A 1,159-nucleotide genomic window follows, 5' to 3' on the forward strand; every position below is an offset into this window, starting at 1 on the left:
TGGTCGTGCCGTTGTCACCGCTCGTGTTCAGCGAACCATTGTTGTCCACGCTGCCGTTGACGTTCAGCGAACCGTTGTCGGTATCGATCGTGCCGTTATTCGACACGTTGCCCGTCACGTTCAGCGTACCGTTGTCCGTCGTGCTGACGTTGCCGCTGTTGTTCAGGTCGCCGCCAATGTTGGTCGTACCGTTGTCACCGCTCGTGTTCAACGAACCATTGTTGTCCACGCTGCCGTTGACGTTCAGCGAGCCGTTGTCGGTGTCGATCGTGCCGTTGTTCGACAGATTACCGCCGACATCAGTCGAGCCACCGTTGCTGGTGTCGATCGTGCCGTTCTCGTCGTTCGACACGTTGCCCGTCACGTTCAGCGTGCCGTTGTCCGTCGTGCTGACGTTGCCGCTGTTGTTCAGGTCACCACCGATACTGGTCGTGCCGTTATCACCGCTCGTGTTCAGCGAACCGTTGTTGTCCACGCTGCCGTTCACGTTCAGCGAGCCGTTGTCGGTGTCGACCGTGCCGTTGTTCGACACGTTGCCCGTCACGTTCAGCGTGCCATTGTCCGTCGTGCTGACATTGCCGCTGTTGTTCAGGTCGCCGCCGATATTCGTCGTGCCGTTGTCGCCGCTCGTGTTCAACGAACCGTTGTTGTCCACGCTGCCGTTCACGTTCAGCGAGCCGTTGTCGGTGTCGACTGTGCCGTTGTTCGACACGTTGCCCGTCACGTTCAGCGTGCCGTTGTCCGTCGTGCTGACGTTGCCGCTGTTGTTCAGGTCGCCGCCAATGTTGGTCGTGCCGTTGTCTCCGCTCGTGTTCAACGAACCATGGTTGTCCACGCTGCCGTTGACGTTCAGAGAACCGTTGTCGGTGCCCACCGTGCCGTTGTTCGACAGATTACCGCCGACATCAGTCGAGCCACCATTGCTGGTGTCGATCGTGCCGTTCTCATCGTTCGACACGTTGCCCGTCACGTTCAGCGTACCGTTGTCCGTCGTGCTGACGTTGCCGCTGTTGTTCAGGTCACCACCGATGCTGGTCGTGCCGTTGTCACCGCTCGTGTTCAGCGAACCATTGTTGTCCACGCTGCCGTTGACGTTCAGCGAACCGTTGTCGGTATCGATCGTGCCGTTGTTCGACACGTTGCCCGTCACGTTCAGCGT

The 1,159-nt window shown here is 59.3% G+C and carries 1 pseudogene; it reads right to left on the bottom strand.

The window, feature by feature from the left end:
- Positions 1 to 1,159, bottom strand: a pseudogene (locus HHL14_RS32770) (S-layer family protein); the annotation flags it as partial.

The organism is Paraburkholderia antibiotica (assembly GCF_012927125.1).
In the GTDB taxonomy this organism is placed as follows: Bacteria; Pseudomonadota; Gammaproteobacteria; order Burkholderiales; family Burkholderiaceae; genus Paraburkholderia; species Paraburkholderia antibiotica.